This is a genomic window from Streptomyces sp. NPDC039424, from assembly GCF_055639495.1.
Genome location: NZ_JBVKAI010000019.1, coordinates 41,506 through 64,091, shown reverse-complemented (window position 1 = coordinate 64,091; position 22,586 = coordinate 41,506). Strand labels below are relative to the sequence as shown.

The following is a 22,586-nucleotide window of genomic DNA, read 5'->3' as shown; positions in this document are numbered from 1 at the left end:
ATGACCTACGCGGCACTCGGCTCGCTCGGCTCCCTGGGCGGACTGTTCTCCACCACCGTCCTGTACGCGATCGGCTCCGGTGTCGCCGTCGGCGGCGGACTCGCGCTGCTCCTGATCGCCGTACGCGGCCTGCCCGCCAAGCCCGAGCACGAGAAGCACAAGGCCGACGAACGGGCCGCGGAGCTCATCCGGTTCGCCGGGCAGCGCGGCTCGCTCGCCGCGATCGTCGGGCTCGCCGTGCTGCTGCTGACCCGCTGGGCGGTGGCCGGCATCGCGGCCGGTGTCCTCGTCTTCTTCTGGGACCGCCTCTTCGGCGGCGCCGCCGAAGAGCGCGCCGCCATGCGCCGGGTGGAGGCCCTCGCCTCCTGGACGGAGTCCCTGCGCGACACCATCGCCGGCGCGGTCGGCCTGGAGCAGGCCATCCCCGCCTCCGCGCGGGCCGCCGCCCCCGTCCTGCGCCCCCACCTCGACGCCCTGGTCGACCGTCTGCGCGCCCGTACGCCACTGCCCGACGCGCTGCAGAACCTCGCCGACGAGATCGACGACGCGTCGGCGGACATCATCGTGGCGGCCCTGATCCTCAACGCCCGCCTCCGCGGCCCCGGTCTGCGCCAGGTTCTCGGGGCGCTGGCCAAGTCGGCGCGCGAGGAGGTCGACATGCGCCAGCGCGTGATGGCCCAGCGCGCCTCGACCCGGCGCTCGGTGCAGATCGTCGTCGCGGTCTCGATCGCCTTCGTCCTCGGACTCTCCATCTTCAACCGGGAGTTCGTGGAGCCGTACGGCACCGCGGTCGGACAGCTCGTCCTCGCCGTGGTCTGCGGACTGTTCGCGCTCGGCTTCTGGTGGCTGCGCAAGCTGTCGACGATCGAGACGCCGGAGCGCTTCCTCGTGCGGGACCAGTCGGGTGTGCAGTTCGTACGACCCCGCACGCCCGCCCAGCAGCAGCCGCTACCGGAAGAAGGTGTACGCCGGTGAACCTGACGATGCCGGTCGTCGTCGGCGTGGTCTTCGGCCTCGGCGTGTACGCCCTCGTCCGCGCCCTGATGCCGACCAAGCGCAGCGCGGTCGCCCAGGTCGCGCGGATCGACGCGATGCGGGCGCGGGGAGCGGCGTACGAGTCCGCGCGCCAGGCCAAGGACACCGGCCGCCTCGGCTCGCTGCGGGCCGAGGTCGGCGCCCGGGTCTCGGAGTTCTACCTCCAGCAGGGCTGGGAGCAGCGCTCGCTCCGCGCCGACCTCGCGGTCCTGGACCGCAGCTGGGAGAACTTCCTGGCGACCAAGGTGCTGCTGGCCACGGCGGGACTGTTCTTCGGCCCGTTCCTGTTCGCGGTGGTCTGGACGCTCGGCTTCGGCTCCAGCCCGGTCGTCCCGGTCTGGCTCGCCCTGCTCTGCGCGGCCGTGTTCTTCTTCCTGCCCGACCTCGAGGTACGGCGGGACGCGGCCGAGAAGCGGCGGGACCTGCGCCGGGTCATCGGCGCCTACCTCGACCTGGTGTCGATGAGCCTGGCCGGCGGCCGGGGCCTGCCCGAGGCCCTGATGGCGGCGGCCGAGGTCTCCGACGGCTGGGCCAACCAGCGCATCCGCAACGCCCTCGCCGACGCCCGGATCACCGGCGTCAGCCAGTGGCAGGCGCTGGGCGCGCTCGGCGAGGAGCTGGGCGTGGAGGAGCTGAAGGACCTCTCCGCGTCGCTCGCCCTGGTCGCCGACGACGGCGCCAAGGTCCGCGAGTCCCTCGCCTCCCGCGCCGAGACCATGCGCCACCGCGAACTGGCCGAGATCGAGGGCAGCGCGGGCGAGAAGTCGCAGTCGATGCTCGTCGCCCAGCTGCTGCTGTGCGCCGGATTCCTGGTGTTCCTGATCTTCCCGGCGGCGATGCGGGTGTTCCAGGTGTGAGCCGTTTCCAGAACTTCTGCCAACTGCTGTCTCGAGAGGACAACTGATCATGAACGGACTCATGAACGGATCCATGAACCGATCCATGAACGGACGGAACGTCAGCACCGGGATCCCGGCCGTGGACTTCCTGGTCACCTTCTTCCAGGGCCGCGTCCAGCGGGCCCGCTCCGGCGAACTCGACCGGGGCGCCTCCGCGGTGGAGTGGGTCATCATCTCCGCCGTCGTCGTGGCGATCGTCGGCGTCGTCGCCGCGATCATCAACTCCGCGCTGAGCGAGGGCGCCAACAAGGTCGGCGACTGCATCAAGGGTGCGGACGCCAGCAAGACCTGCTGACCGAAGTACGTACTACGGGGACGGCGACGGGGATGGCGACGGGGATGCGTGCACGCGTGCGCGGATGGGCGCGCCGCCGGGCTCAGGCCGCGCGCGGCCGGACCGGCGACTCCGGCATGACCGCGATCGAGTTCGTGTTCCTCACCCCCGTCCTCTTCTTCATGATCTTCGCGACCGTCCAGTTCGCGCTGTACTTCTTCGCCGACCACGTGGCCCAGGCCGCCGCCCAGGCCGGCGCCCGCAAGGCCCGCGCGACGGCCGACGAACAGCCCGGCGGGTGGCGCGGCGAGGCACGCGACGTGGTCGACTCCTACATCCGCCAACTGGGCCCCCAGCTCGTGCTGTCGCCGGACGTGACCATGATCCAACCGGAGCAGAACACCGTCGGCGTGGAGATCACCGCCCGGGTGCCGACGGTGTTCCCCGGACTGGACCTGACGGTGCACGCGCAGTCGGCCGGGCCGGTGGAGCGGTTCGTGAAGGAGGGGGAGAACTGATGCGCTTCTCCCGCCCGCGTGCGCGGATCACCTCCGACGACCGGGGCCTGTCCACCGTCGAGGTCGTGATCCTCGCCCCGGTGATGATCCTGTTCATCCTGGTGCTGGTCGCCTTCGGCCAACTGGTCGACGGGCGGGGCGCGATCGACGGCGCCGCGCGCGACGCGGCCCGCGCGGGCTCCATCCAGAAGGACCACGCCACGGCGATGGCCGAGGCGCGCAAGGCTGCGGAGGCGGACCTGGCCGACGTCTGCTCCGGACCGGTGTCCGTCGTCCAGACCAGCCAGGGCTTCGAACCCGACACCATCTTCACCGTCGAGGTGAGCTGCCAGGTGCGGGGCCTTGCGATGCTCGGCCTGGACGTCCCGACACGGCTGTCGGCGAGCTTCAGCTCCCCGCTGGATCCGTTCCGGAGGACGGCGTGAGGAATGTCGTACGGGACTGGTGGCGCTCGCGCCCGACGCGAGGGGCCCGGCGGATGGACGACCGCGGCTCGGGCGCCGGCGCGGTGATCATCTTCGCCCTGGTCTTCCTCTCCCTGGCCGCGTTCGTGATCGACGGCGGCCTGTCCGTCTCCAAGCGCGAACGCGCCGCCGACATCGCGGAACAGGCCGCCCGTTACGCCGCCCAGGACATCGACAAGGAGGCCCTCTACGACGACCGGGGCGGCTCCGCGCCGATCAGGTTCCAGGACTGCGACGCCCGCGTGAAGCGCTTCGCCGCCGAGATGAACATGACCACCCAGGACATCGCCGCGACCCACTGCGTGACCGCCGACGCCCAACAGGTCGAGGTGGAGGTCCAGTTGACGTACGAGCCGGTGTTCACCGGCATGTTCTACGGCGGGAACGTCGTCGTGCACGGCCGGGCGGTCGCCGAGAACGAGGTCGGCTGAACCATGGCACTCCTCGGACGAAACAAGCCCGAGCCGGAGGTCCCGCCCGTCCCCTGGAACAGCCCGGGCTGGTTCACGGTGGGCGAGGTGCTGCGCCCAGGCACCCTCGTCCGCAAGCCGGTGCGGGGACAGTGGGCGGTACGGATGCCGACGACGCACGAGGGGGTGCGGTACCACGCCCCGGCGGTGCTGGTGCTCGGCGATGGGGCCGGGAGGGCCGGGACCCCCTCGTACGAGCTGTACGACGCCACCCGCCCGGACGAGCCGCTGTGCTCCCTGACCCCGGAGAAGGGCGGCGCCCGCCACCGCGTGACCGACCCCGACGGCACGGAACTCGGCCTCCTCCACCGCACCCCGCCCGCCAAACGCGCCATCCAGCACGGCTGGTGGCTCCAGCAACCCGGCCACGCCGACATCGTGGCCCGCTACAAGTGGGCCCGGGGCAGCGCCAAGGAGATCGCGACCCGCGGCAAGGAGACGGCGGTACGCGGCGCGGGCGCACTGGCCGGCAGCGTCGTCGACTCCGTTTTCAGCCTGGGCGCGGAAGGCGACGCCCGCACCACCCCGAGGAACGAGCACTGGCCAGTCACCTGGCGCGCCGACCCCGATCCCGAACCGGTGGCCCTGACCTGCGAATACCTCGACAACATCCGCACATACCACCCCCACGCAACCTGGCTGGACCGCCGCCTCGCCATCGCCCTGGCGGTACTCCGCGAGGCCGCCAGGCGCTGACCAGGGCGCCCCGAGCGCCCTTCCGCCGGCCGGTGCGACGCGTGCTATTCCGGTAGCAGATGCAATGTCAGCGGTTCACCGACTGGATCTCCTGGACGTTCATGGCCTGCGTGGTCTCGAAGGTGCCGTCGGGCAGGTCGCCCTTGCTGCCGCCGGTTCCTTCCCAGGTGATCTTCCAGGTGATCGAGGCCTTCAGGTGGTACGGGCTGCCGTTGGTGGCGCGGAGGTACCTGATGCCACACGGCGGGGTCCTGTCGGCGTCACCCGCCGCGTACGGTGTGCCGATCGAGCCGTCGTCGATCTCGCAGTCACCGGAGGCCGGGTATGTCTCGGCGTCGTCGGTGCCCGGTGCAAGGTGGAGTGCCACCGGCTCGGCCGTCGTCTCGGCTCATAGGCCGGTGTTCGGGAGTTCGGCCCGGACCTTTATGTCTTTGAACGTGTCCTTGTCCAGCCATACCCAAGTGGGAAGGTTCTCCAGACACCTCGCGATGTCTCATGTGGGTAGGTCCCACAACCGCCGTAGCGACTCGGGACGGCAAGAACTCGGGCTTCCAGGCAAGGGCGAGGCGGAGGTTTACCCACCGGGCGCCAGCATTGTCCGGGGGGAGCGCCTGGTCACGGCTGCTGCTTCGTGCGCGCGGCTGAGGCTTGCCGGGTATCTGCGCCGGAGCTGACGTGCCGCTGGGCTTCCTGGGGGCCGTGCCAGTCCAGGCACACGGCGGTGGCATCGTCTTCGAGCCGGCCGTCGGCGGCTTCCCGGACTGCGGACGTCAGCGCCAGCGTGGTCTCCCGCGGGTGCAGGTTCCGGGTGCGCTCCAGCAGGGCGGGCAGGTCCACCTTCTCGCCGTGACGTTCGAGCATGCCGTCGGTGAACATGAGCAGACGGTCACCGGGCCGCAGATCGAGGTCCTGCACGCGGTACGGGTGGGGGGTCAGCCCGGACAGCCCGGACAGCCCGGACAGCCCGAAGGGATGGTCCACCTCGCAGGTGATCGCCTCCACAGCCCCCTCGCGCATGCGCAGTGGCCAGGGATGTCCTGCGTTGACGAGCCGGGCCCGCCCGGTGTGGAGATTGATGCGCAGCAGCTGCCCGGTGGCATGACCGTGGCCGTGGTCGATCAATGCCTGGTCGGCCCGGTGGGCCTGTTCGGCCAGGCCGGCGCCCGCCCGGCGGGCGCCGCGCAGGGCGCCCACCAGGACCGTGGCGGTCAGGGCGGAATCGATGTCATGGCCCATGGGGTCGGTCACGGACACGTGCAGGGTGCCGCGGTCCAGGGTGTAGTCGAAGGAGTCACCGCTGAGGTCCTCGGAGGGCTCCAGGTTCCCGCACAGGGTGAACTGTGCAGCCTCGCACGACAGCGACGGGGGCAGCAGCTGGTACTGGATTTCAGCTGCCAGCGTGGGAGGCCTGGAGCGTTTGCCCCAGGTGTAGAGGTCGGTGAAGCGCCCATTGGCGATCACGACGTAGGCCAGGACGTGGGCGGCTTCCCCGACCGCATCGAGGACGGGCTCGCCGGGGTCGGTCGGCAGGAGCAGTTCCAGCAGCCCGATCGCGTCTCCCCGGTTGGTGACCGGCACGATCACCCGCTGCCCCTGGCCGGTCGCCTCCTGATACAGCCGCTGGGTACGGATCACCTCCTCGTAGACGCTGCCGAACAGGGGGATCCGCTCCGTCTCCCGCTCGCTCTCCGCAGCGGCGGTGGACAGCCGCGCCACCGCCTTCCCCGTCAGGTCCACGATGAGGAAGGAGACCTTCGTGGCGTTGAAACGCCGCCGCAGGTCCTCCGCGATCACGTCGACGGCGTCCGCCGGCGCCGCTGTCTCCGCTGCCGTCAGCAATCGGGAAAGTCCACTCTGTCCACCACTCACGACCGCCGTCCCTTCCACGGCCCCTCCCACCAGCTTGGGAACCGTCGCAGTGAGCGTCAATCCGTGAACGGTCACGCTCCGGCATTCGCCCGTGGATGCGGCCGCCTCGGCTGCTCTGGGACAAAACTCGACGAGGGGCCTGGCCGAAGGCGCCCCATTCCTGGCAGCAGAGCCAAGGTGCTCGTAAGCCGGTCGTCTCGACGGGCTCATGCCTCATGAGACACGCCAGAGTCTGGAGAAGGACAGTTGACCGTTGAGTCTCCGCCGGAGTCGGCGTGTGCGGCAGGGAACGAAGTTATCAGGAGGGGAAGGGGCGCACCGAGGTCCTATCGGGTGCAACAGGGATGAACCGGCTACGTGCGGCCGTTGTTGTGTCCTCAGCCTTCGACGCTGTCGGTGCGACTCAATAGGATCTCTGTAGGCTCAGCCCACCCCCCCCGTACCACCCTCCTCCACACACCACCCAGGACACCCGCCATGGCGCGACGCAGCACATCAGGCTCGACGGGAAGCCCTACGGGCGCGCGGAATCGGACGCCGCAGGCGGTGCGCTTGCGGCAGCGGACGTTCGGGGACTTCGTGAAGGCGTTCCTGGCGTTCGTCGCGTTGCTGGTGCTGGTGGTCGGTGTGCCGGGCGCGCTCGCGGTGTCGGTGGGCTGGCCGTTGCCGCACAGTGCGCCGTCCCGGGACTGGCTGATGCAGGACATCAGTACGTCGACGTTCCTCCACATCCTCACCGTGATCGTCTGGCTGGCCTGGGCCCAGTTCACCGCCTGTGTGCTCGTCGAGGTCAAGGCCGCGCTCTCCGGCGTCGGGCTGCCGGGGCGGGTGCCCGGTGCCGGGCCCAGTCAGCTGCTCGCCCGGCAGCTCGTCGCCGCGCTGCTGCTCGTGGGGGCCACGGCGGCCAGCCTCACGCCGGGGCTCTCGCAGCTCGGGCACCAGCTGGAGGGCAACCAGAGGGGCACCGTGGCAGCGGCGCAGCAGACGCCGGGCACCCTGTTCACGCAGCCGCGGGAGCAGGCCGCGAGCGCCGCGGCGGCCCTCGCCGAACAGGCCTCCCACGCCGCCGCCCAGGCCGACGCGGGGGGTGGAACCGCCAAGGACGGCGGCACGAAGTACTACCGGATCCAGCCGCCGGAGGGGCGTCACCACGACTCCCTCTGGGAGATAGCCCAGCGGCATCTCGGTGACGGGCGCCGGTACAAGGAGATCTACGAGCTCAACAAGGACCGCGTCCAGCCCGACGGTTCGCGGCTGTCCGAGGCCAGCCTCATCCGGCCCGGCTGGATCATGGAGATGCCCGCCGACGCGCACGGCGGCGAGCTCGTCGAGATGCCCGACGCCAAGCATGTCTCCCCGGACGTGAAGCAGCAGATCCACGACTACGCCAAGTCCGGGGATCACGCCGAAGGATCCGACACCGGCTCCGGTACCGCGCATGTCTCCCTGCCCCATCAGCGGCCCGCCCCGGACGACAGCGCGGATCAGCATCAGCGGCAGCACGAACGGCAGCATCAGCAGGAGCACGCCGGGCCCGCCGCCGAGGCTCACGACGACTCCTTCGGTCTGCCCGAGGCCCTCATCGGTGCCCCCCTGCTGGCCGCCGGTCTCCTCGGCGCCCTGGGGCGCCGGCGGCGGCAGGCGCTGTGGCAGTCGGCGCTCGGGGCGGTCGGCGGGCGGCGCGGCATGGAGCCGCCGACGCCGACCGGAGACGCCCAGGACGTGCAGGACGCGCTGCTGGTCGGCGCCGACCCCGAGGGCGTACGGCTGCTCGACCGGTCGCTGCGCGGGCTGGCCGCCTCCCTCGCCGCCGAGTCGCGCGCGCTGCCCGTCGTCTACGCCGCCTGGCTCAGCCGCGGCGATCTGCACCTCCAGCTCGCCCAGCCGTCGGGCAAGCCGCCGGCGCCGTGGCGGCTCGGGCAGGACCAGACGTTCTGGATGCTGGCCCGGACCGACGCCGAGCGGTACGAGGACATCGACACCGCCGCCCCCTACCCCGGCCTGGTCAGCCTCGGCACCATGGACGACTCGCGGCTGCTGCTCAACCTGGAGGCGGTGCCCGGCATCGTCTCACTGAGCGGGCGCGAGGCCGACCGGGCCGCCGTGTTCGCCTCCGTCGCCGCCGAACTCGCCACCAACGGCTGGTCGGACCGTATGACCATCACGCTCGTCGGCTTCGGTGAGGACCTCACCGCGCTCGCCCCCAACCGGCTGCGCCACCTCGACGGCATCGAGGCGCTGATCGAGACGATGGAGGCCGAGACTCGGCAGCGGCGGGGCGCCCTGGGCGCTGCCGGGCACGACTCCGTGCTCACCGGCCGCACCGGGCCCGCCCAGCACACCCGTTGGGCCCCGCACCTGGTGCTGCTCGCCGCCCGGCCCTCCGCCGAGGACGCCGTCAAGCTCGCCGAACTCGCCGCCGACGCCAGCCGCCTCGGCATCGGCTACCTGGTCGGCACCGAGACCGACGGCGATCTGCCCGGCGCCGCCTGGGAGATGGAGATCACCGGCCGGGGCAAGCTGCTCGCCCCGCTCCTCGGTCTGGAACTCGACGCCCAGCTCCTGCCCGCGGCCCAGCAGCGCGCGGTGGTCGAGCTGTTCGTCGAGGCCGACCCCGACCGCGACCCGGACGGCCCCACCAACACCCCGCCGTTCCTCGTCGACATCAGCGAACAGGGGCGGCCCGCGGTGTACGCGCGCCTGGTGGGGCCGTACGAGATCATCGGCCTCGACACCCCGGACGGCGACCGCAGCCCGCTGCTCCACGAGGCGCTCGCCCTGCTGCTCCTGCACCGCGAGGGCGTCCACCCGCGGGTGCTGGCCTCCGCGCTGTGGCCGCGCGGCGTCACCGAGGACGTCCGGGACGCGCTGGTGGAGCGGCTGCGGGTCTGGCTCGGCACCGACCCGGACGGCGGCCCCCGCCTCCGCGCCGACGGGACCGGGCGGCTCACGCTCGCCAAGTCGGTCGTCTCCGACCTCGACGTGCTGCGCTCCCTCTACCACGAGGCCACGCAGGGCAAGGGCGTCGACAGCCGGGCCGTACGCGGACGGCTGCTCACCGACGCGCTGGTGCTGGTCCGGGGCCCGCTGCTCGCCGACCGGCCCGAGGGCCGCTACCGCTGGCTCACCCACGAGATCGTGGACGCGCAACTCCCGCTGCTGGTCGCCGACATCGGGCTCGCACTGTCCGCGTTCCACCTGGAGAAGGACCGTGCGGAGAAGGCCATCGAGGCGCTGAACGCGGCCCTGCGGACCGCCCCGGACGACGAGCGGCTGTGGAACGAGCTGCTGCGCGCCACCCATGCCACCGGTGACCCGGCCCGCCTGCGCACCCTCGCCGCCGACCTCCTCGGCCGCAGCGGGGCGCGCGGTCTGCCGCCGCGCACCGAGGCGCTGCTCGACGAGCTGCTCCCGACGTGGCGCGACGGCGCCGCCGCGGCCGGATGACCGACCCGCTGCTCGTGGTCGCCGCCGCGCTGTGGGGCGCGGCGGCGGGCACGCTGCTGCCCCGGGCCGCCTACCGCTTCTCCGTCCCGCCGGAGGAGGAGTGGCGGGACCGCTGCCCGGGCGGGCATCCCGTCGCGGGGTGGATCGGCCGGGCGCGGTGTACGGCCTGCGACCGGTCCGAGCCGGCGTACGGCCCCGGCGCCCCGCTCCTCGCCACCGTCACCGCCGTCGTCTGCGCCGCCCTCGCCGCCGCCACCGGAACCCGGCCCGAACTCGGCGTCTGGCTGCTGCTCGCGCCCCTGGGAGTGCTGCTGGCGGTGGTGGACCTGAGGGTGCAGCGGCTGCCGGACATGGTGACGCTGCCGCTCGCGGGCGCCGCCCTCGGGCTCCTCGCCCTGGTCGCCCTCGTGCCCGAGCACGCCGGCGACTGGCTCACCGCGCTGCTGGGCGCCCTCGCGCTCGGCGCCGGGTACTTCGTGCTGTGGCTGGTCAACCCGGGTGCCATGGGCTTCGGCGACGTGAAGCTGGCGCTCGGGATGGGGGCCGTACTGGGCTGGTACGGCTGGCCGACGGTGATGCTGGGGACCTTCGCCGGGTTCCTGTTCGGGGCGGTGTACGCAGGGGTGCTGGTCGTCGCGCGGCGGGCGGGGCGCAAGACGATGATCCCGTTCGGGCCGTTCCTGATCGCGGGGGCCTTCGCGGGGGTCCTGATCGGCGCGTACACGGCCTGACGTCGGCCCGGCGAAGGCGCTGGCGTAGGCTGGTTCGGTCCGTCCACAACCCTTACGAAAGGGACGCCCCGGTGACCGAGAAGGCCGACCTCCAGTCAGTGCTCGACCGTGCCGCCGCCGGTGGGCGGATCACCCCCGAGGAGGCCCTCGACCTCTACCGCGACGCCTCGCTGCACGCGCTGGGTGCCGCCGCCGACGCGGTACGGCGCCGGAAGTACGCCGGGACCGAGCACATCGCGACGTACATCATCGAGCGGAACATCAACTACACGAACGTGTGCGTCACGGCGTGCAAGTTCTGCGCCTTCTACGCGGCTCCCAAGGACACCGCGAAGGGCTGGACCCGCGACCTCGACGACATCCTGCGCCGGTGCGCCGAGACCGTCGAGCTGGGCGGCACGCAGATCATGTTCCAGGGCGGCCACCACCCGGACTACGGCGTCGAGTACTACGAGAAGCACTTCGCGGCGATCAAGGAAGCCTTCCCCCAGCTGGTCATCCACTCCCTCGGCGCGTCCGAGGTCGAGCACATGGCCCGGATCTCCAAGGTCTCCGTCGAGGAGGCCATCACCCGCATCCACACGGCCGGCCTCGACTCCTTCGCGGGCGCCGGTGCCGAACTCCTGCCGGAGCGCCCGCGCAAGGCGATCGCCCCCCTCAAGGAGTCCGGCGAGCGCTGGCTGGAGATCATGGAGACCGCGCACCGGCTGGGCGTGGAGTCCACCTCGACCATGCTGATGGGCACCGGCGAGACCAACGCCGAGCGCATCGAGCACCTGCGGATGATCCGGGACGTGCAGGACCGTACGGGCGGCTTCCGGGCCTTCATCCCGTACACCTACCAGCCCGAGAACAACCACCTGAAGGGCCGCACCCAGGCCACGCTCTTCGAGTACCTGCGGATGATCGCGATCGCCCGCCTCTTCCTCGACAACGTCCAGCACATCCAGGGCTCCTGGCTGACCACCGGCAAGGAGGTCGGCCAGCTGTCGCTGCACTACGGCGCCGACGACCTCGGCTCGATCATGCTGGAGGAGAACGTCGTCTCCTCCGCCGGCGCCAAGCACCGCTCCAACCGTATGGAGATCATCGACCTGATCCGCAAGGCGGGCCGGGTGCCGGCGCAGCGCTCGACGACGTACGAGCACCTCGTCGTCCATGACGACCCGGCGAACGACCCCGTCGACGAGCGCGTGATGTCGCACATCTCGTCGACGGCGATCGCGGGTGGCACGGCCCACCCGGAGTTGAAGCTGCTGGCTTCCAACTGAGCTCGTCGTGCTGACGATTCACGCGGCGGACCGGGTGCGGTGCGTCTGGGACGAGCAGGAGCCGGTCGAGGACGGTGCCGTCGTCGTGTCGGGGACGCGGGTCGAGGCCGTGGGGACGCTCAGCGAGCTCATGGAGCGGTATCCGGGTGCGCGGGTGCGGCGCTGGCCCGGTGTCCTCGGGCCCGCGCACGTCCACCAGGGCCCGTTGCCGGACGCCCCGACGCCACGTGAACGCGTTCACGAGGTGCTGAAGCTCGGGGCGGTGGCGGTCCTGGCGGAGCACGTCGACTCGCCCGAACTGCGGGCCGCCGCCGAGCGGAACGACGTGGCCGTGCTGACCTGGGCGCGGCCGACCTGGATCGGCGAGACCACCCGCGCCGACTTCGCCGTCTTCGACGACACGGGCGTGTGCATCGCGACCGTCTGCGGGGGGCGGCTCGTCCACCGGCGCCGTTAGGGTCTGCCGGACACGGCCTGGCCCGCGAACGCCTTCCCGAACGTCCCCGAACCCTGCTTCACCCCGCTGCAGTCGGTGGCCGCGTCGTCGGACGCGGAGTCGTCGTCGCACTGCTGGTCCCGGAACGTCGACCACATCGACACCCACGCGACCTCCTTCTCCTCGGCGAACTTCCGTACCTGGGCGGCGTCGGAGAGCGTGAACGTCTCGTTGTCCACGTCGTTGACGCCGATCATCGAGGTCAGCGCCATGCCCCGCCAGGCGTTCGCGTCGGACAGGCCGAAGACCTTCTTCAGCTGGGTGTGGGCGGCCCTGGCCGAGGTGAGGGCGTAGTCGCCCATGTCACCGGCGTACGACTCGCCGTAGTTCATCGTCATGAGGTTGACGGTGGAGACCTGGACGTCGTACTCGTTCGCGGACTGCAGCAGTGCCAGTCCGTCGTCGTCCAGCCCCGAGGGCATCACCGGGAGGGTGAAGGAGACCTCCAGGTCGGGGCGGTCCTGCTGGAGCCGGGCGATCGCCTCGGAGCGCAGGTCGACCGAGTCGGAGTCGGTCAGTTGGTCGCCCTCGATGTCGAAGTCGGCCTGGGTGGAGCCTGCCGCGTCCAGGGCCTCGGCGTAGGCGGCGGCCAGCTTCGACGCGCTGGCGCAGGTCGCGGCCAGCTCCTTGCCGGAGGCCCCGCCGAAGGAGACCCGGACGGTGGCGCCGTCCTGCTTGAGCCGCGAGACGCGGGACTTCACCGCCGAGCCGTCGAGCGCGTCGGCGCCGTTCCACTTCGGCACGCATGCGCTGCCGCTCGCGATCACGAAAGCGAGGTTGTACGTCGTGGGGGAGCCGGCGGAGTCGTTGGCGGAGGCATCGGTGGCGCTGACGTAGGGGGCGTACGAGGTACTCGAACCGGTGGTCTTCCCGGTGTTCTCCGTGGCCTCGGGCGCTGCCGCCGAGGTGCCGCCGGTCCCGCCGGAGCACCCCGTGGCGGCCAGTGCAAACACGCAGACGAGCCCGGCCACCGGTGTCAGGAAACTCCTCATTGCGTGTTACCCGCTCTCGTGATTTGTGTCTCAGGCTCGAAACAAAGTCCCATTCCAAAGGAAAACGTCTCACACGAAGCCGATGTTCAATGGTTTGACGAATGCACAGGAAATCCATGGGGAGTGTGGAACGAATCGGGCCAATCGGGGTTGTCAAAAGGGATGTTCGGCTTGTTTCCCTCTCGGGAGGCTCGCGCAGGCGTTCATAGAAACTCTCAGCAAAAAGACAGGTTGAGCCGTTTCTCATGGGCGCCTCACAAGGAGGCGGATTGTCAACACATAAAGCCTCCCTAATATTCGGGGAATGCAATCCGAGCCTGCCATCGAAAGCCCCGCCGCTGGGCGTGGTCGCCGCCGCAAACGCGGCAACGGGTCCGCCGAGGGGCCCGTGTTCGTTGACACCTCCGGACGCCGGTCGAAGGTGCTGCGCCGCGTCGGCCTCCTCCTCGGTGTCGTCTGCCTCGCGTACGCGGGTGTGCTCGGTGCCGCCTTCATGGGCTGGGGCACCTCGCTCACCCCGTCCTCGCTGCTGCCCTTCGGAGGCGGCCAGAACGGCCGGACACCGGGCGGCTTCCAGCCGCAGGGCGGCATCGGCCGCCCGGCCGGTCTGCCGAGCGACCGCCCGTCGGCCCCGCCCACGGGCACCGCCACCCCGTCCTCGAGCGCGTCCGCGTCAGCGGCCGCCAACTGACCGGAACGGCAGGCCTGCCATGACCACTCCGACGCCCGCACGCCGCCGCCGACGAGCCCCCACCCGCATGGAGCGGGCGGCGGGCCGGGCCGCTGCGCTGCAGAGACCGCGCGTCATCCTCGCTCTGCTGCTCCTGATGGCGCTGACCTGCGTGATGCTGCTCGACGGCTATCTGCGCGCGGAGGTCGGCGGCGACCAGCGGGTGCGCTCCGGCGCCGGCTCGGGCAAGGTGCCCGACAAGATCCTCGACGGCGGCCCGATCCTCACCTTCCGGGGCGGCCGGGCGACCACCGTCTCGGTGCCGGACAAGACCATCGCGCTGACCTTCGACGACGGGCCGAACCCGACCTGGACGCCGCAGGTGCTGAAGATCCTGCGGGAGAACGACGTGCCCGGCACGTTCTTCCTGGTCGGCTCGATGGTGTCGCGCTACCCCGGCATCGTGAAGACCATGGTCGAGCAGGGCAACGAGGTCGGCATCCACACCTTCACGCACGTCGACCTGTCGTACCAGAGCGACGCCCGCGTCGACCGCGAGATGGAGCAGACGCAGCTCGCCCTCGCGGGCGCGGCCGGCATCACGACCACGCTGTTCCGCGCGCCGTACTCCTCGGAGACGGACGCCATCGACAACTACAGCTGGCCCGTCTACAAGAAGCTCGGTGAGGAGGGCTACACCAGCGTCTTCGTCGACACCGACAGCGACGACTGGAAGAAGCCGGGCGTCTCGAAGATCGTGCAGTGGGCCGCCCCGAAGGGCACCAAGGGCGCGTCCGTGCTCTTCCACGACGCGGGCGGCGAGCGGTCGCAGACGATCAAGGCGCTGCCGCAGTACATCAAGAAGATGAGGGCGAAGGGCTACACCTTCACCACCATCAGCGGCGTCATCCAGAAGCAGAACGCGGCGGAGCGGCGGGCGGCGGGCGGACAGCCTGCGGGTGCGGCAGAAGCCGGTGCGACCGGCGCCAGTGCGACCGGCGCCCCGCCCGGCACCGGCACCGCGCCGAACGGCGTGAGCGCCACCGCCCGCCTCCAGGCCGCCCACCGCACGGCCACCGGCATGACCCTCTACGAGGGCAAGGCCCTCATCGTCGCCGTCGCGGTCGCCGAGTGGACGGTGCCCACGCTGTCGGTCGGGCTGGCCGTCGTGGGCGTCGCCGTGATGGGCCGCTTCGGGATGATGCTGATCCTCGCCCGGCGCCACTACAGACAGCGCAACAAACGCCGCTTCAGCTGGGGTGAGCCGGTCACCCGGCCGGTCAGCGTGATCGTCCCGGCGTACAACGAGAAGGAGTGCATCGCCAACACGCTCAAGTCGCTGGCGCAGAGCACCCATCCGATCGAGATCATCGTCGTCGACGACGGTTCCACCGACAACACGTCCGAGATCGCCGAGTCGTTGGGCATGCCGAACGTCCGGGTCATCCGGCAGGAGAACGCGGGCAAGCCCGCCGCCCTGAACAACGGTGTCCGCAACGCCAGTCACGACATCGTCGTGATGATGGACGGCGACACCGTCTTCGAACCGGACACCGTACGGCTGCTGGTGCAGCCGTTCGCCGACCCGGAGGTCGGCGCGGTCGCGGGCAACGCCAAGGTCGGCAACCGCGACACGGTCATCGGCGCCTGGCAGCACATCGAGTACGTGATGGGCTTCAACCTCGACCGGCGCATGTACGACCTGCTGCGCTGCATGCCGACCATCCCCGGCGCGATCGGCGCGTTCCGCAGGGAGGCCGTGCTGGAGGTCGGCGGCATGAGCGAGGACACCCTCGCGGAGGACACCGACATCACCATCGCCATGCACCGCGCGGGCTGGCGGGTCGTCTACCAGGAGCACGCCAGGGCCTGGACGGAGGCGCCCGGTTCGCTCAAGCAGCTGTGGTCGCAGCGCTACCGCTGGTCGTACGGCACCATGCAGGCGCTGTGGAAGCACCGCAAGTCCCTGACCGACAAGGGGCCTTCGGGGCGCTTCGGCCGGGTCGGCATGCCGCTGGTGGTCATCTTCCAGATCGTCACGCCCGTCTTCGCTCCGCTCATCGACGTGTTCACCGTCTACTCGATGATCTTCGTCGACTTCCAGGCGGCGCTCCTCGCCTGGTTCGCGGTGCTCGGCGTCCAGCTGACGTGCGCGGCGTACGCCTTCCGGCTGGACCGCGAGAAGTACCGCTACCTGCTGATGATGCCTCTGCAACAGCTGGCCTACCGCCAGATGATGTACCTCGTCCTCATCCACTCCAGCATCACCGCCCTCACCGGTGGCCGTCTGCGCTGGCAGAAGCTCAAGCGCACGGGTGAGGTCGGGACGCCGGCGGGGGTGAGCTGATGGGCGCGCACAGCAGAGGAGTGATCCGTCCGGTCCCGGCGGCCGACACCGCCACCGCGCGACTGCCCCGGGTGGAATCCCCGTCCCCGGTCCCATCGCCAACCCCGGCCCCGGATCCCGCTCCGTCCTCGTCCCCGCCCCCGGTCCCGTCGCCGAAGGCCGCGGGCGCGGGCCGGGACCGTTACTTCGACACCCTCCGCGCGGTCGCCCTGGTCCGCGTCGTCACGTACCACACCTTCGGCTGGGCCTGGTGCGGCATGGTCTTCCCCTCCATGGGGGTCATGTTCGCCCTGGCCGGCACCCTGATGGCCAAGTCCCTGGAGCGCCCCGCGCTCAAGGTGCTCAGGAGCCGGCTGCGCAGACTCCTGCCGCCCTTCTGGTTCTGGGGCGCCTTCGTGGTGCTGGCGATGCTGGTCCACGACTGGATACCGGGCTGGGAGATCGTCTACTGGATCGTGCCGCTCGGCGACCCGCCGGGCAACGCCTGGGGCGAGCAGGCCTGGGAGATCCTCTGGTACCTGCGCACCTATCTCTGGTTCGTGCTCCTCTCTCCGCTGCTGCTGCGGATCTTCCGGCTCGCCCCCGTCCCGGTGGTGGTGCTGTCCCTCGTGCCGGTCCTGGTGCTGAACTTCGTCTGGTCCGGCCCGGAGGGCCGGCTGGGCAGCGCCCTGTGGGACCTGTCGACGTACCTCTTCTGCTGGATCCTCGGCTTCGCCCACCGCGACGGCGTGCTCCAGCGGATGAAGCCCGTCCTGGTGGCCGCGCTGTCCCTCGCCGCGCTCGGGTACGGCGGCTGGTACGCCCTCTCCCACCAGGCCGACTTCGGCACGTACGACCTGGACGAGAACCCGCTCGCCCAGGCCTTCTGGTCGGCCGGTTTCGTGATGCTGCTGATGTGGGCCAAGGCGTACTTCCGGATCGACTTCGCCTGGCTCACCCGGTTCAAGCGGCTGGACCGGACCGTCACGGTGTTCAACGCGCGCGCGGTGACGATCTACCTCTGGCACGAGATCGCGCTGATCCTGGCCGTCCCGCTGATCGACCAGTTCTGGAACGTGCCCGCCTTCGAGAAGTACCTGCCGCTGGAGAGCCAGTGGTTCATGTTCGGCATCGGCTGGATCCTGATCGGGGTCTTCGTCCTGTCGTGCGGCTGGGTGGAGGACGTGGCGGCGAAGCAGAAGCCGAGGCTCGTCCCGGGAGGGCGTACTGCAAGAATGACGGGGTGACCCGCGCTTCCCTGAACAAGCAGCCGCACGAAGTCGCCTCGATGTTCGACGACGTGGCGGAACGGTACGACCTGACGAACGACGTGCTGTCGCTCGGCCAGGACCGGGTGTGGCGCAAGGAGGTCGCCAAGGCCGTCGACGGCCGCCCGGCGCAGCGGATCCTGGACCTGGCGGCCGGTACGGCCACCTCGTCCCTGCCCTTCACGCGCACGGGTGCGTACGTCGTCCCCTGCGACTTCTCCCTGGGCATGCTCCAGGTCGGCAAGAAGAAGCACCCGTGGCTGCCGCTCACCGCGGGCGACGCCACGCGGCTGCCGTTCCGCGACGACGTCTTCGACGCGGTGACGATCTCCTTCGGGCTGCGCAACGTCCAGGACACGGACGCGGCGCTGCGCGAGTTGTACCGGGTGACGAAGCCGGGCGGCCGGGTGGTGATCTGCGAGTTCTCGCACCCCACCTGGGCTCCGTTCCGCACCGTCTACACCGAGTACCTGATGCGCGCCCTGCCGCCGGTCGCCCGGGCGGTCTCCTCCAACCCCGACGCCTACGTCTACCTCGCCGAGTCCATCCGCGCCTGGCCCGACCAGCCCGCGCTGGCCGAACGGCTGCGCAAGGCGGGCTGGTCGAGGGTGGCGTGGCGCAACCTGACCGGCGGGGTGGTGGCCCTGCACCGAGGCTTCAAGGACAGCTGAACCCGGCGACGGCGTACGGATCGCCCGGTTCGTCCAGCTCGCGTTGCAGTCCGCCCCTGGGCGGCCTGGGGATGCGCGGCTCGCGGACCCCCCCGCCGCCGTCTCCCTCACCGAAGTCGAACCACACGTACACCATCGAGTCCCGCGGCACCTCGGCGCCGGGCTGCGGGTACTGGCGTACGACGTAGTCGACGACGACGCGGGGGAAGTCCGGCCGGTCCGGCGCGTTGAGGAACAACCCCCACGCCTGGGCGGTCTCACGCGCGTCCACGGCCATCAGACCGACGAGACGGGGCACGCGCACTTCGGGTGTTTTGGGTGTTATACGCACAGATGTCACCCCCAGCGGTACTGGAAGGGTAACCCCGCCGCACCCCGCCCGGAAGCGTCAGGTGGCTTTCTGTGACAGTCGACTACTCTCAGTCACCATTTGCGAGGCTGAGCCGGTAGCAGAGCGCGGGCTGGTCCAGTCTGGGGTGGGTGTAGGTCTCGGCGGGTTCCATGCCGAGGCGCCGGGCCACCGCGATGGACCGCTCGTTGCCGGGAACGATCATGGCCACCACACCCGGCACACCCGCCGCGCGCAGCCGGTCCAGGGTCTCGCGCGCCGCCGCGGTGACGTACCCCTTGCCCCAGTGCTCCCGGCCGAGCCGCCAGCCGATCTCTATCTCGCCCTGCGGGCCCCACTCCCGCGGCCACGGCTGGGCCCCCGTGAAGCCGATCACCTCACCGGACTCACCGAGCATGGACCACAGGCAGAAGCCCCGCTCGGCGTCGTGCCGGCGCTGGCGCGCGGTGAGCTCCTCGTAGACCGACAGCGCCGCGGACCTGCCGCCGTAGAACTCCATGACCTCCGGGTCGTCGAAGACCCGGTGCCATGTGAGCGCGTCCTCGTGGGTGGGGACGCGCAGTCGTACCGCGGGGAGAGGTCGGTTCACGGAGGGCAGCCCTTCAGCCGGGTGATCAATTCTGCTGAATAGACTGCCCATGTCCAGTGCCGGTCGGCACGTACATTACGAACCTTGGGGAGAACCCGCCGTGACCGAGCCCCTCTCCGACAACAGCGCCGATGTGATCGTCGTGGGCGCGGGGCCAGCCGGCTCCACCACCGCGTACCACCTCGCCAGGGCCGGACTCCACGTACTCCTGCTGGAGAAGACCGAGTTCCCGAGGGAGAAGGTCTGCGGCGACGGCCTCACCCCGCGCGCCGTGAAGCAGCTCGTGTCGATGGGCATCGACATCTCCGAGGAGGCCGGCTGGCTCCGCAACAAGGGCCTCAGGATCATCGGCGGCGGCAGCCGGCTCCAGCTGGACTGGCCCGATCTTGCCTCGTTCCCCGACTACGGCCTGGTCCGCAAGCGCGACGACTTCGACGAGCAACTCGCCCGCCAGGCCCAGAAGGCGGGCGCGCGGCTGTACGAGCGCTGCAACGTCTCCGGCCCCGTCATCGACGACCGCACCGGCCGCATCACCGGTGTGACGGCCAAACTCGGCGAGGACAAGCGCGAGGTCACCTTCCACGCGCCGCTCGTCGTCGCCGCCGACGGCAACTCCACCCGCCTGTCCCTCGCCATGGGCCTGCACCGCCGCGAGGACCGTCCGATGGGCGTCGCGGTCCGCACGTACTTCACCTCCCCGCGCCACGAGGACGACTACCTGGAGTCCTGGCTGGAGCTCTGGGACCGCCGCGGCCCCCAGGACCGCCTGCTGCCCGGCTACGGCTGGATCTTCGGCATGGGCGACGGCACGTCCAACGTCGGCCTCGGCGTGCTGAACACCTCCGACTCCTTCAAGGAGCTGGACTGGCGCGAGGTCCTCAAGGCCTGGTGCGCCTCCATGCCGGAGGACTGGGGCTACACGCCGGAGAACATGACCGGCCCGATCCGCGGCGCCGCCCTCCCGATGGCCTTCAACCGCCAGCCGCACTACACCAAGGGCCTGCTGCTGGTCGGCGACGCCGGCGGCCTGGTGAACCCCTTCAACGGTGAGGGCATCGCCTACGCCATGGAGTCCGGCCAGATCGCCGCCGACGTCATCGTCCAGGCCCACGCGCGCTCCACCCCGGGCCAGCGCGAACTGGCCCTGCAGCGCTACCCGCGCGTCCTCAAGGACACCTACGGCGGCTATTACACGCTGGGCCGCGCCTTCGTGAAGCTCATCGGCAACCCGAAGGTCATGCAGATCGCCGCCCAGCGCGGCCTGACCCACCCGCTCCTGATGAAGTTCACCCTGAAGCTCCTGGCCAACCTCACCGACCCGACGGGCGGCGACGCGATGGACCGGATCATCAACGGACTGAGCAAGGTGGCGCCGAAGGCGTGAGCGTCTTCGAGGCCCGGCTCAGGGCCTCCGCGTCGGCGGCCCGGCGGGCATGCACGTCCTCCCGCCGGGCCGCCACTTGCCGCAGCGCTTCCTTCCGCTCCCGCACTGAGCCGCGAACCCCCGCAAATCGCCCTTGACTTGGTTAGTCACGTTCGAACCGGGCATTCCGGGACACTCTGAAGGGCCGCGGCCCCCGAGCGGCTGCGGCCCTTCACACGATGGGGTGGAGTGCGGTCAGAGCACCCGCACGGCGCCGGTCGGCGGGTCGTACGACAGCGGCTTCTCGGCGACGCCGGTGGACGGGTTCTGCGCGCCGACGAACATGCCGTCGCCCACGTACACCGCCACGTGGTACGCGCTGCCCGCGCTGCCCCAGTAGAGGATGTCGCCCGGCTGCAGGTTGCTCAGCGAGACCTGGGTGCCGGCCGTCGACTGGTCCTGCGAGACGCGCGGCAGGCTGATACCCACCTGCTTGAACGCGGTCTGCACCAGGCCCGAGCAGTCGTAGGCGGACGGACCGGTGGCGCCGGAGACGTAGGCCTTGCCGATCTGCGCCTTGACGAAGCTGATGACCGCCGCGGCCGAACCGGTGGCCGTGGACGTGCTCGTGGAGGTGCTGGAGTCCGCCGTGGTGGCGGCAAGGGTGGTCCGCTCGGAGCTGCGCGTGGCGCGCTCGGCGGCGGCCTTGCGGGCGGCCTCCTGGGCGGCCTTCTTCTTGGCCTCCGCCTTCTGCTTCGCCTCAGCGAGGTCCGCCTTGGCCTGCTTCGCGGCCTTTGCGGCGGCAGCGTCACGCTCGGCCTGCAGCTCGTAGTTCGCGGCGGCCTGCTGCGTGGCGTCCGCGGACTGGGCGACCTGAGCGGCCACATCGGCCGTCAGCGTGGGCAGTTCAAGGGTCTGCGTCACCGGCTCGGCGGCGTTCGCCGCGCCGGACGCCCCGGCGACTGCCAGGGTGCTGAGGACGCCACCGGCAACTCCGGCCCGCATCGCGATTTTCGACGCGCTGCGGCGGGGCTTCCGGTGGCTGCGTATGTGAGCGGTGTGGGACATGGGAACAAGCGGTACCAGGGACTCCTTCATATCTTCAAGAAACGTGTGCTGCGCCACAGTTGTTCAATCGAGGCCCCAAAGTCCGGGTGCGTCCTTCTTTATTGACGCCGTAACGGACATTGCGGACGCAGCTGATCAAGCCCATGATCACGGGTTTTCGTGATTACGCCCGAATTGCCCTCCGCTTACCATCCGTTGCGGTCAGTGGCCAAGCCCGGTTCTTGGAGGGCTCTCATGAATGTGGCGGAGGTCACGGAACGGTCACCGCGAGGGCCGCGTCTCGCGCGTGGATCACGGCCGGGTCACGCTCGCCGGACTTCGTGAACGCGTGCACGCGTCCACATCCCACCCCGCGCCTCCCTCTGATGTGTGAACGGGACCCACTAGCAGGACGCCAAGTCCGGCGCGAATTTGCATGCAAGGGAAGTCTCTTGATATTGAGACGCACCCTCCGGCCTGCGACGACGATCGAAAATGTCACCTCTGGTGATCACTCGAACGCTTCCGGTGCGAAGATCACCGCTCATCCGACTTCATGATCCTTCGTCAGGTGGTGGAGATCACAAAGCTTGTGTAATACGCCGTGTCGCAGATCACAGAGCGACAGGCATAAGATGCGAGGCAGTCGGGCTTGTGACCTGCTTCACATGTTCTCGATCTTCGCCCGGGACGAGCGGGGTTCGTGGGACCGGTGAGGCCGGTGGGTCCGATGCCATCGCCAGCAGTCAGTGCCGACTGAGAGGAGCGAGGAGCGGTGAACGCGTATGCGCCCATCCTCGTACTGGGAGCCCTCGGGGCAGGCTTTGCGATCTTCTCCGTGGTCATGGCCACGCTGATCGGTCCGAAGCGGTACAACCGCGCCAAGCTCGAGGCCTACGAGTGCGGTATCGAGCCGACCCCCACGCCGGCCGGCGGCGGGCGCTTCCCCATCAAGTACTACCTGACGGCGATGCTCTTCATCGTCTTCGACATCGAGATCGTCTTCCTCTACCCCTGGGCCGTCACCTTCGACGCCCTGGGTGTTTTCGGGCTCGTGGAGATGCTGCTCTTCGTGCTCACCGTCTTCGTCGCCTACGCGTACGTGTGGCGGCGCGGCGGCCTGGAATGGGACTGAGGGGCC

Annotated in this window: 22 protein-coding genes and 1 pseudogene; 17 read left to right on the top strand and 6 right to left on the bottom strand. The window is 70.4% G+C overall.

What is annotated here, in order from left to right; genetic code table 11:
- The 7 genes from ACZ7L0_RS34385 (at nucleotide 1) to ACZ7L0_RS34355 (ending at nucleotide 4,356) form a co-directional block, all read left to right on the top strand.
- Complete coding sequence (locus ACZ7L0_RS34385; protein WP_471246462.1) at nucleotides 1-975, top strand: type II secretion system F family protein; 975 nt, start codon at nucleotides 1-3, stop codon at nucleotides 973-975.
- Entirely contained in the window at nucleotides 972-1,892 is a 921-nt protein-coding gene (locus tag ACZ7L0_RS34380; RefSeq protein WP_471246461.1) for a type II secretion system F family protein, read from the top strand. The genes ACZ7L0_RS34385 and ACZ7L0_RS34380 overlap by 4 nt, the downstream gene beginning before the upstream one ends.
- Nucleotides 1,893-1,977: 85 nt before the next feature.
- Nucleotides 1,978-2,229: a hypothetical protein gene (locus tag ACZ7L0_RS34375; protein WP_471246460.1), complete on the top strand. Its 252-nt coding sequence runs from the start codon at nucleotides 1,978-1,980 to the stop codon at nucleotides 2,227-2,229.
- 44 nt (nucleotides 2,230-2,273) lie between these two features.
- Nucleotides 2,274-2,726, top strand: a complete 453-nt coding sequence (locus tag ACZ7L0_RS34370; RefSeq protein ID WP_471246459.1) for a TadE family protein — start codon at nucleotides 2,274-2,276, stop codon at nucleotides 2,724-2,726.
- Nucleotides 2,726-3,151: a TadE/TadG family type IV pilus assembly protein gene (locus ACZ7L0_RS34365; protein WP_471246458.1), complete on the top strand. Its 426-nt coding sequence runs from the start codon at nucleotides 2,726-2,728 to the stop codon at nucleotides 3,149-3,151. Before ACZ7L0_RS34370 ends, ACZ7L0_RS34365 begins: the two co-directional genes overlap by 1 nt.
- Nucleotides 3,152-3,204: 53 nt before the next feature.
- Nucleotides 3,205-3,621: a Tad domain-containing protein gene (locus ACZ7L0_RS34360; protein WP_471246457.1), complete on the top strand. Its 417-nt coding sequence runs from the start codon at nucleotides 3,205-3,207 to the stop codon at nucleotides 3,619-3,621.
- A 3-nt stretch (nucleotides 3,622-3,624) separates the two neighbouring features.
- Nucleotides 3,625-4,356, top strand: a complete 732-nt coding sequence (locus tag ACZ7L0_RS34355; protein WP_471246456.1) for a hypothetical protein — start codon at nucleotides 3,625-3,627, stop codon at nucleotides 4,354-4,356.
- Between the two features lie 67 nt (nucleotides 4,357-4,423).
- On the opposite strand, the pseudogene ACZ7L0_RS34350 reads toward ACZ7L0_RS34355, so the two are convergent.
- Nucleotides 4,424-4,843: pseudogene (locus ACZ7L0_RS34350) on the bottom strand (hypothetical protein); the annotation flags it as partial.
- A 128-nt stretch (nucleotides 4,844-4,971) separates the two neighbouring features.
- A complete protein-coding gene (locus ACZ7L0_RS34345; protein WP_471246455.1) occupies nucleotides 4,972-6,195 on the bottom strand; it encodes a PP2C family protein-serine/threonine phosphatase in 1,224 nt (407 codons plus the stop codon).
- 507 nt (nucleotides 6,196-6,702) lie between these two features.
- Between ACZ7L0_RS34345 and ACZ7L0_RS34340 the strand changes: the two genes are divergently transcribed.
- The 4 genes from ACZ7L0_RS34340 to ACZ7L0_RS34325 all read left to right on the top strand — a co-directional run bounded on the left by ACZ7L0_RS34340 (nucleotide 6,703) and on the right by ACZ7L0_RS34325 (nucleotide 12,131).
- A complete protein-coding gene (locus ACZ7L0_RS34340; protein WP_471246454.1) occupies nucleotides 6,703-9,672 on the top strand; it encodes a BTAD domain-containing putative transcriptional regulator in 2,970 nt (989 codons plus the stop codon).
- On the top strand, nucleotides 9,669-10,403 hold the full coding sequence (locus tag ACZ7L0_RS34335; RefSeq protein WP_471246564.1) for a prepilin peptidase: 735 nt from the start codon (nucleotides 9,669-9,671) through the stop codon (nucleotides 10,401-10,403). Before ACZ7L0_RS34340 ends, ACZ7L0_RS34335 begins: the two co-directional genes overlap by 4 nt.
- A 71-nt stretch (nucleotides 10,404-10,474) precedes the next feature.
- Nucleotides 10,475-11,674, top strand: coding sequence for a cyclic dehypoxanthinyl futalosine synthase (gene mqnC / locus ACZ7L0_RS34330; RefSeq protein ID WP_471246453.1), 1,200 nt, complete (start codon nucleotides 10,475-10,477; stop codon nucleotides 11,672-11,674).
- 7 nt (nucleotides 11,675-11,681) lie between these two features.
- Nucleotides 11,682-12,131 (top strand): imidazolonepropionase-like domain-containing protein, encoded by a 450-nt coding sequence (locus ACZ7L0_RS34325; RefSeq protein ID WP_471246452.1) that lies wholly within the window; start codon nucleotides 11,682-11,684, stop codon nucleotides 12,129-12,131.
- On the opposite strand, the gene ACZ7L0_RS34320 is transcribed toward ACZ7L0_RS34325, so the two are convergent.
- A complete protein-coding gene (locus ACZ7L0_RS34320) occupies nucleotides 12,128-13,162 on the bottom strand; it encodes a chitinase (RefSeq protein WP_471246451.1) in 1,035 nt (344 codons plus the stop codon). The two genes, ACZ7L0_RS34325 and ACZ7L0_RS34320, sit on opposite strands and share 4 nt — an antisense overlap.
- A 388-nt stretch (nucleotides 13,163-13,550) precedes the next feature.
- Here ACZ7L0_RS34320 and ACZ7L0_RS34315 point away from each other — a divergent pair, with 388 nt between their 5' ends.
- The 4 genes from ACZ7L0_RS34315 to ACZ7L0_RS34300 are packed head-to-tail and all read left to right on the top strand — an operon-like array spanning nucleotide 13,551 to nucleotide 18,097.
- Entirely contained in the window at nucleotides 13,551-13,853 is a 303-nt protein-coding gene (locus ACZ7L0_RS34315; protein ID WP_471246450.1) for a hypothetical protein, read from the top strand.
- A 19-nt stretch (nucleotides 13,854-13,872) separates the two neighbouring features.
- A complete protein-coding gene (locus tag ACZ7L0_RS34310) occupies nucleotides 13,873-16,179 on the top strand; it encodes a bifunctional polysaccharide deacetylase/glycosyltransferase family 2 protein (RefSeq protein ID WP_471246449.1) in 2,307 nt (768 codons plus the stop codon).
- A gap of 20 nt (nucleotides 16,180-16,199) precedes the next feature.
- The gene (locus ACZ7L0_RS34305) at nucleotides 16,200-17,405 is read left to right on the top strand and encodes an acyltransferase family protein (RefSeq protein WP_471246448.1); all 1,206 of its coding nucleotides are present in this window, start codon (nucleotides 16,200-16,202) and stop codon (nucleotides 17,403-17,405) included.
- Nucleotides 17,402-18,097, top strand: a complete 696-nt coding sequence (locus tag ACZ7L0_RS34300; RefSeq protein ID WP_471246447.1) for a demethylmenaquinone methyltransferase — start codon at nucleotides 17,402-17,404, stop codon at nucleotides 18,095-18,097. The genes ACZ7L0_RS34305 and ACZ7L0_RS34300 overlap by 4 nt, the downstream gene beginning before the upstream one ends.
- Here the strand turns inward: ACZ7L0_RS34300 and ACZ7L0_RS34295 are convergent.
- Both ACZ7L0_RS34295 and ACZ7L0_RS34290 read right to left on the bottom strand, forming a co-directional pair.
- The gene (locus tag ACZ7L0_RS34295) at nucleotides 18,084-18,401 is read right to left on the bottom strand and encodes a PASTA domain-containing protein (RefSeq protein ID WP_471246446.1); all 318 of its coding nucleotides are present in this window, start codon (nucleotides 18,399-18,401) and stop codon (nucleotides 18,084-18,086) included. The two genes, ACZ7L0_RS34300 and ACZ7L0_RS34295, sit on opposite strands and share 14 nt — an antisense overlap.
- 115 nt (nucleotides 18,402-18,516) lie before the next feature.
- Nucleotides 18,517-19,035, bottom strand: coding sequence for a GNAT family N-acetyltransferase (locus ACZ7L0_RS34290; RefSeq protein WP_471246445.1), 519 nt, complete (start codon nucleotides 19,033-19,035; stop codon nucleotides 18,517-18,519).
- Nucleotides 19,036-19,084: 49 nt separating this feature from the next.
- On the opposite strand from ACZ7L0_RS34290, the gene ACZ7L0_RS34285 reads away from it, so the two are divergent.
- Nucleotides 19,085-20,419 (top strand): geranylgeranyl reductase family protein, encoded by a 1,335-nt coding sequence (locus ACZ7L0_RS34285; RefSeq protein ID WP_471246444.1) that lies wholly within the window; start codon nucleotides 19,085-19,087, stop codon nucleotides 20,417-20,419.
- A gap of 234 nt (nucleotides 20,420-20,653) precedes the next feature.
- Here the strand turns inward: ACZ7L0_RS34285 and ACZ7L0_RS34280 are convergent, their stop codons facing one another.
- Nucleotides 20,654-21,466, bottom strand: a complete 813-nt coding sequence (locus ACZ7L0_RS34280; protein WP_471246443.1) for a C40 family peptidase — start codon at nucleotides 21,464-21,466, stop codon at nucleotides 20,654-20,656.
- 754 nt (nucleotides 21,467-22,220) lie between these two features.
- On the opposite strand from ACZ7L0_RS34280, the gene ACZ7L0_RS34275 reads away from it, so the two are divergent.
- The gene (locus ACZ7L0_RS34275; protein WP_007383963.1) at nucleotides 22,221-22,580 is read left to right on the top strand and encodes an NADH-quinone oxidoreductase subunit A; all 360 of its coding nucleotides are present in this window, start codon (nucleotides 22,221-22,223) and stop codon (nucleotides 22,578-22,580) included.
- The last annotated feature ends 6 nt before the right edge of the window (nucleotides 22,581-22,586 follow it).